4 protein-coding genes are annotated in these 7,475 nt (G+C 42.6%); all 4 read left to right on the top strand.

The features are described from left to right. The first annotated feature begins 365 nt into the window (after positions 1–365). The 4 genes from ACYVAA_RS21605 (at position 366) to ACYVAA_RS21590 (ending at position 6,438) form a co-directional block, all read left to right on the top strand. The gene (locus tag ACYVAA_RS21605) at positions 366–1,877 is read left to right on the top strand and encodes an MFS transporter (RefSeq protein ID WP_460545869.1); all 1,512 of its coding nucleotides are present in this window, start codon (positions 366–368) and stop codon (positions 1,875–1,877) included. A 302-nt stretch (positions 1,878–2,179) separates the two neighbouring features. Beyond that, the gene (locus ACYVAA_RS21600; RefSeq protein WP_460545866.1) at positions 2,180–3,415 is read left to right on the top strand and encodes a Bcr/CflA family multidrug efflux MFS transporter; all 1,236 of its coding nucleotides are present in this window, start codon (positions 2,180–2,182) and stop codon (positions 3,413–3,415) included. A gap of 127 nt (positions 3,416–3,542) precedes the next feature. Then, a complete protein-coding gene (locus ACYVAA_RS21595) occupies positions 3,543–5,162 on the top strand; it encodes an ABC-F family ATP-binding cassette domain-containing protein (RefSeq protein ID WP_460545864.1) in 1,620 nt (539 codons plus the stop codon). Positions 5,163–5,253: 91 nt separating this feature from the next. Then, positions 5,254–6,438 (top strand): class I SAM-dependent rRNA methyltransferase, encoded by a 1,185-nt coding sequence (locus tag ACYVAA_RS21590; protein ID WP_460545861.1) that lies wholly within the window; start codon positions 5,254–5,256, stop codon positions 6,436–6,438. The last annotated feature ends 1,037 nt before the right edge of the window (positions 6,439–7,475 follow it).

The raw sequence follows: 7,475 nt of genomic DNA, 5'->3' as shown, positions 1-7,475 counted from the left end.
CTTTGAAAAGTTTCGAATGGTGGGTAAGTTCCCAAATCACTTTTTACATTCAAAAGGTATCCCTGAACAGGAACCGGCCTAAGCCTGCCCTTGCCATTATTTTTCCCTCCTTTCGAACTGTAAGTATTCAAGATTGATCGTTATATTTGCAACCGATTATTTAAAATATTACTTACAATTAAATAAAATAGGATTTAAATAAAACCTATAAAATCAGTTTAATTAAAATATCTGAATTTATTGATTTAAAAATAAACCATATACTTCAGCTTGCCATCTAGCCTGTGGTGCCAAAATCCAAGCATTTTCGCTTCTAAAATGGAAAGTAAGCACCGGCTGGTTGATAGAAATAACCTTAACAAACAATGCAAAACGACATTAGTCCAGCATCACACAGAATCTTGTTTCTCAACACCCTCGCATTTACCCTTTGCTTTGCTGTTTGGACCTTTAACGGCGTCATGGTAACCTACTTGGTCAATTCGGGCGTTTTCGACTGGGGTCCGGTGGAAGTAGGTTGGCTCTTGGGAATTCCCATACTGACAGGATCCATACTTCGCCTGCCCCTGGGGATTTTGACGGACAAATATGGAGGGAAATGGGTCTTTGTATCCGTTCTATTAATCTGCGCGGTGCCCATGCTCCTACTTCCCTATGCCCAAAGCTTTTTTACCTTTGCCCTTTTGAGCTTTGTTTTTGGAATAGCTGGGGCCTCTTTTGCTGTGGGGATAGGATTTACCTCTGTCTGGTACCCAAAACATTGGCAAGGAAGGGCCTTGGGAATATTTGGAGCGGGAAACGCGGGTGCAGCACTGACAACCCTTTTTGCCCCTACCCTTTTAAATACCTTCACAAATAATGGAGAGCATATCGAAAACTGGGTGTATTTGCCGCTTATTTATGCCGGGGTGCTGATCACCATGGCAGTGGTTTTCATGATTTTCTCCATCAACAAAAAACCGGACACCCCACCAAGAACCCTAAAAATGGTCCTCAAACCACTTGGAAATGTCCGTGTATGGAGGTTTGGCTATTATTATTTTCTGGTCTTTGGCTGCTTTGTAGCTTTCTCTCAATGGTTGGTACCTTATTTTTTGAATGTATACGGTACCAGTTTAGTGGTAGCAGGGCTTATGGCTTCCCTGTTCAGCCTTCCTTCCGGGGTGATCCGAGCGCTTGGAGGCTGGATGAGTGACAAGATCGGCGCCCGAAGGGTCATGTTCGGCGTATTTAAATGGTCCATTTTACTTTCCATCTTACTTATGGTACCCAAAATGGACATTTTTACCCCGGGAAAAGGAATTGTTTCTTCAGCAGATGGCACAGTAGAAGAAATAGGTACCTCCTCCATCAAAGTATCCGGACATAACTATGACTATAAAGCTAAGGGCAATATTGAAGAGAAAACGGTAAATCCTGAGGGACTGGCTGCATTTCTGCCTGCCAAATACAATTGGCAGGAGCCCATCGTCAAAGAAGGCGACCAGGTCAAGAAAAAAGAGCTCCTGGCCAAAGGCACCACTTTGATTTCCTTTCAGGCCAATAAATGGATCTACATTATTTTTATGTTCGGCATCGGTATCGCCTGGGGAATAGGAAAAGCCGGCGTATACCGCTTTATCCCTGATTACTTTCCCAATGAGGTGGGGATTGTGGGCGGAATGGTCGGTGTGATGGGTGGATTGGGAGGCTTTATCTGCCCCATCCTTTTTGGTTACCTGCTCGATTGGACCGGTCTATGGACCAGTAGCTGGATGCTGGTCTTACTTATTTCGGCATCTTGTTTCTTTTGGCTCCAAAAAGTAGTTCAAAAAATCGTCCAAAACCACTCGCCTGAAATCGCCGAGCAGATGGAGGAAAAAAACGGAAATCACTGAACTGATTACGTATAACACCCCTAACCAACCATAAAGCTGATCGGGATTTTCCTTGATCAGCTTTATGGCTTTTATATTGACATTTTTCCAACTTAAATTTGGCAATACACTTACCCTATCTATCGATTAATCTGAAGCTATAACACTTGAAGAAGATTAATTTTATCAAATCACTAAAAATAGAACCCAATAAAAATGAAAAATAAATTATTTTTACAAAAAAATTAACAATATCGAAAACATAACGAACTTTAGGCTTTGCAAGGATGTTGGAGAAGGATAGTTATTTTAACAGGGGGCCTATGAGCAAAAGACAGTACTTTATCGTTATTTTGATTTTAGGGGCATTGAGTACCATCAGCCCTTTTTCCATTGACATGTATCTGCCTGGATTTCCGGCCATTGCCGAAAACCTGCAGACCAATATTGCCAATGTCCAGCTCTCTTTGACCAGTTATTTGGTCGGTATTGCTATCGGACAGCTTTTTTACGGTCCCTTGCTGGATAGGTTTGGGAGAAAGAAACCTCTGTACATAGGTCTGGTCATTTATGTGTTGGCTTCTATTGGCTGCGCCATGAGCAATAGTGTGGAAAACCTGATTTTCATGCGTTTTCTGCAGGCCATCGGAGGATGTGCTGGTATGGTTGCTGCCCAGGCGATGGTCAGGGATATTTTTCCTGTCACCAAAACTGCTCAGGCCATGGCTTTGCTGATGTTGGTAATTGCCGTATCACCCATGATCGCCCCTACTCTGGGCGGCTTTGTGACGGCCCATTATAATTGGCACTTGGTTTTCCTTGTGCTGGCCGGCATCAGTGTATTGATCTTACTGGCTTCTTATTTCTTTTTGCCGGAGGGGGCAGAACCGGATCAGGAGATCTCTCTCCGACCAAAACAGGTGCTTAAGAAGTACATTGAAGTAGCCAAAAACCGCCAGTTCTTGGTTTATATGCTTATTGGTGGTGTTGCCGGTGCGGCTCCCTTTGCCTATATCTCCGGTTCTGCGGATGTCTTTATGAATATCTACGGAGTGACAGAACAGCAATACGGATGGATATTTGCGCTGTTGGCATCTGCTATGATCGGTTCCACGCAGCTGAACCATATTCTGCTTAAAAAATTCAGCAGTGAACAGGTCATCAAAGTGGCACTGACCTATCAGACCATCGTAGGTTTCATTATGATCATCGGAGTCTATAATAATTGGTTCAATGTATTCACCTTGATCGGTATGATGTTCATTTTCCTTACGGGACATGGGCTGTGTAACCCCAATGCCGCAGCTTTGACCTTGGCACCTTTCAGCAGAAACGCAGGAAGTGCAGCGGCCATGATGGGTAGTATGCGCATGGCCATGGGAGGTGTTGTATCTGCTGCGGTGAGCATCTTCCACAATGGCACTGCCAATCCCATGGTCATCATGATGAGCTTTTGTGCCGTTGGGGGATTGCTGACGCTTGTGGTGGACACCCATTTAAAAAAGTCTGAAAGAAAAAGAAAGGCCCTAGATGAAAAAAGACATTCTATGGCCATTTAATTGATTGATAGCCGTATCAATAGTCAATTGATCCCGTTGGTTTTCTTAAATCAGCGGGATTTTTTCATTTTGCAGCCCAATAAAATTTGTATCTTTGCCACTTGTAAAATCAGAAGCGAAACAATTCATGATATCAGTTGATAATCTTTCTTTAAAGTTCGGAAAACGAACCCTTTTTGATGAAGTAAACCTTAAATTCACACCGGGCAACTGCTATGGCGTGATCGGCGCCAATGGTGCCGGAAAATCCACTTTTCTGAAGATTCTATCAGGGGATCAGGACAGTACCTCTGGCAGTATCAATATTACCCCCGGCCAACGTATGGCGGTATTGAAGCAGAACCACTTCGAATTTGACGAAGTAGAGGTGCTCAAAACCGTGATCATGGGCCACAAAAAACTTTATGCCATTATGGAGGAAAAAGACGCCATCTATATGAAGGCTGATTTTTCTGAAGAGGATGGTATCCGTGCTTCCGAACTGGAGGCCGAATTTGCGGAAATGGATGGCTGGAATGCAGAGTCAGACGCTGCCGCCATGCTTTCCGGACTGGGCATCACCGAAGACCTTCACAATATGTTGATGAAGGATTTGGCGGGTAACCAAAAAGTTCGGGTTTTGTTGGCCCAAGCCCTCTTTGGCAATCCTGACATCCTGATTCTTGATGAACCTACCAACGATCTGGATGCCGAAACCATTTCATGGCTGGAAGACTTCCTGGTTAACTTTAAGAATCTAGTCATCGTGGTTTCCCACGACAGGCACTTCCTGGATGCTGTATCCACCCACATTGTGGATATTGACTTTAGCAAAATCAAGATTTATTCCGGTAACTATACCTTCTGGTATGAATCATCCCAGTTGGCCGCCAAACAAAAAGTCGATCAAAACAAAAAGGTGGAAGAAAAGCGAAAAGAACTCCAGCAGTTTATTGAGCGGTTTTCTGCCAATGTGGCCAAATCGAAGCAAGCTACCGCAAGGAAGAAAATGTTGGAGAAGCTCAATGTGGACGACATACAGCCTTCTACCAGAAAGTACCCGGGCATTATCTTCAAACCTGAAAGGGAGGCCGGAGACCAGATCTTCATGACCGAGGAACTTTCCCTTAAAGATGATGGGACCATTTATTTTACCGATGTGAACCTTATGGTGGATAAAGGCGACAAAATCGCTTTTATTTCAAAAACCAAACAGGCGGTCAACAAGTTTTTCCAAACCATTATGGAAGAAATCCCTGTGCAGAAAGGCGAATTTAAATGGGGTGTCACCATCAACAAGGCATATTTGCCCAATGACAACTCTAAGCATTTCAAAACAGACCTTAACCTGATCGACTGGCTGAGACAATACTCCTCCAACCAGGAAGAAGCTTACGTAAGGACTTTCCTTGGCAGGATGCTGTTTACCGGAGAAGAAACACTGAAATCAGCCTCCGTGCTTTCCGGAGGGGAAAAGGTAAGGTGTATGGTCTCTAAAATGATGCTTCAAAATCCTAACCTTTTGGTGATGGATGAACCCACCAACCACCTTGACCTGGAGTCAATCACCGCTTTCAACAACGCCATCATTGAATTTAACGGCACGGTGCTATTGTCTTCCTATGACCATGCTTTCGTACAGTCCACCGCCAATAGAATTGTGGAGTTTACCCCAAATGGTACTATCGACAGACGTATGAGCTACGATGACTATTTGGAGAGTGCAGAGATCAAGGAGCTGAGGGAAAAAATGTACCAAAAAGGTTAAAAATCCACCATTAAGTTATAATTTTCAATAATCCCTTTTTGTTGAGTTTGGTAAAACCTTAACAAAAAGGGATTTTTCGCTACATCATACCATGGAAAGCTATCCTAGAATCACTTTAAAGAAAGGCAAGGAAGTATCACTAAAAAGAAAACACCACTGGGTATTTTCTGGAGCGATAGCCAATTCACCGTCAGACCTCAGCAATGGGCAATTGGTCAGCGTTTATAGCAGCAAAGGGGAATTTTTGGGCATTGGCCATTATCAAAACGGCTCCATTTCCGTGCGGATCATCTCTTTTGAGAAAAGGGTGATAGACGGGCAGTTTTGGGAGGAAAAACTTCAGGCAGCTTACCGGATGCGTACCAAAATCGGATTGACCGAAAGTCAGTCCACTACTGTTTACCGTTTGGTACATGGCGAAGGAGATCAGCTTCCGGGGCTGATCATTGATTTTTACAATGGTACGGCAGTAATACAGGCGCACAGCATCGGTATGTACCAGCACTGTCAGGAAATCTCCCAGGCCCTGCAAAAAGTCTATGGTGATTCCCTTAAAGCTGTCTATGATAAAAGTGCCGAAAGCCTTTCCAAAAGCCAAGTACAAGCTGAAAACCACTTTTTGTTTGGAAGTCCTAAAACCAACATCGTGCTGGAACACGGAGCGAAGTATGAAATTGATTGGGAAAAGGGGCAAAAGACCGGCTTTTTTATTGACCAAAGGGAAAATAGAAAACTGCTTGGCAACTACAGTGAAGGTAAGAAAGTGCTGAACACGTTCTGTTATTCAGGTGGATTTTCCATTGCTGCTCTCCAAGCCGGAGCCAAAGAAGTGCATTCCGTCGATATCTCGGCAAAAGCCATTGAGCTCACCGAAAAGAACCTTCAGCTAAACGAAGGCTTGGAAGGAAAACATGCCTCCAAAGTGGCCGATGTCATCAAATATATCCGTGAAATCGATCAAGATTACGATGTGATTGTACTTGATCCGCCGGCATTTGCCAAAAACATGAAAGCCAGGCATAATGCAGTACAAGCCTACAAAAGGTTGAACGCGGAAGCATTAAAGCATATCCAACCAGGGGGAATACTGTTTACCTTTAGCTGCTCTCAGGTAGTGGACAAGCAGCTTTTTGCCCATACCATCACCGCAGCGGCCATAGAAGTAGGGCGCAATGTAAAGATACTGGAATACCTGTCCCAGCCAGCAGACCACCCAATCAATATTTACCATACCGAAACAGAGTACTTGAAGGGACTGGTGCTGTATGTTGAGTAAGGTTAATTATGAATGTGGAATGGATAATTAAGAATGATGAATTTCGAATAATGAATTCTGAACGACCCAATAACCTAATCACTAAATAACCAATAACTAAATTTAAACATTAAGGAGTTAAGAAAATTAAGGGGTTGGATTACAGAGGCATGACTCTAAAACCTTCATACCCTTAACCCCTTCATTTCTTAATGGTTTAGGCTATGACAAGGATAAATGCAGAATAGTGAACATCGAATCATGAATTCTGAACGCCCAATAACCCAATTCCAGATAACCAATAACTATTTCCAAACATGAAGGAATTAAGAAAATGAAGGTCACAATCGGCCACTTAGCAGCATCAATCAAAAGAACTTCATGCCCTTAACCCCTTCATTTCTTAATGGTTTAATTTCTGATCAGGATAAATGTAGAATAGTGAACACCGAATCATGAATTCTGAGCGCCCCAATAACCCAATTCCATATAACCAATAACTATTTCTAAACATTAAGGAATTAAGAAAATGAAGGTCACAATCGGCCACTTAGCAGCATCAATCAAAAAAGCTCAATGCCCTTAATCCCTTCATTTCTTAATGGTTTAATTTCTGATCAGGATAAATGTAGAATAGTGAGCACCGAATCATGAATTCTGAGCACCCCAATAACCTATTTCCAAATAACCAATAACTACTCGTAGACATGGAGGAAGAAAGGATTGGCTTATACAAGACCTCACCCAAAAACCTTAATGCCCTTAACCCCTTCATTTCTTAATGGTTTAGGCTATGACAAGGATAAATGTAGAATAGTGAACACCGAATCATGAATTTCTGAACGCTCCCAATAACCTAATTCCATATAACCAATAACTACTCTTAAAAATGAAGAAAGAATGTATTGGTTTATACAAGACCTCTCTCAAAAACCTTAATGCCCTTAACCCCTTCATTTCTTAATGGTTTAATTTCTGATCAGGATAAATGTAGAATAGTGAACATCGAATCATGAATTCTGAGCGCCCAATATAACCAATAACTATTTCCAAACATG

Source organism: Echinicola sediminis (genome assembly GCF_054777495.1).
This window is presented reverse-complemented; position numbering and strand designations above follow the sequence as displayed.

Bases quoted from the DNA above. Each gene is read 5' to 3' on its own strand.
- ACYVAA_RS21605 (WP_460545869.1), top strand. From the start codon at position 366: ATGCAAAACGACATTAGTCCAGCATCACACAGAATCTTGTTTCTCAAC.
- ACYVAA_RS21600 (WP_460545866.1), top strand. From the start codon at position 2,180: ATGAGCAAAAGACAGTACTTTATCGTTATTTTGATTTTAGGGGCATTG.
- ACYVAA_RS21595 (WP_460545864.1), top strand. From the start codon at position 3,543: ATGATATCAGTTGATAATCTTTCTTTAAAGTTCGGAAAACGAACCCTT.
- ACYVAA_RS21590 (WP_460545861.1), top strand. From the start codon at position 5,254: ATGGAAAGCTATCCTAGAATCACTTTAAAGAAAGGCAAGGAAGTATCA.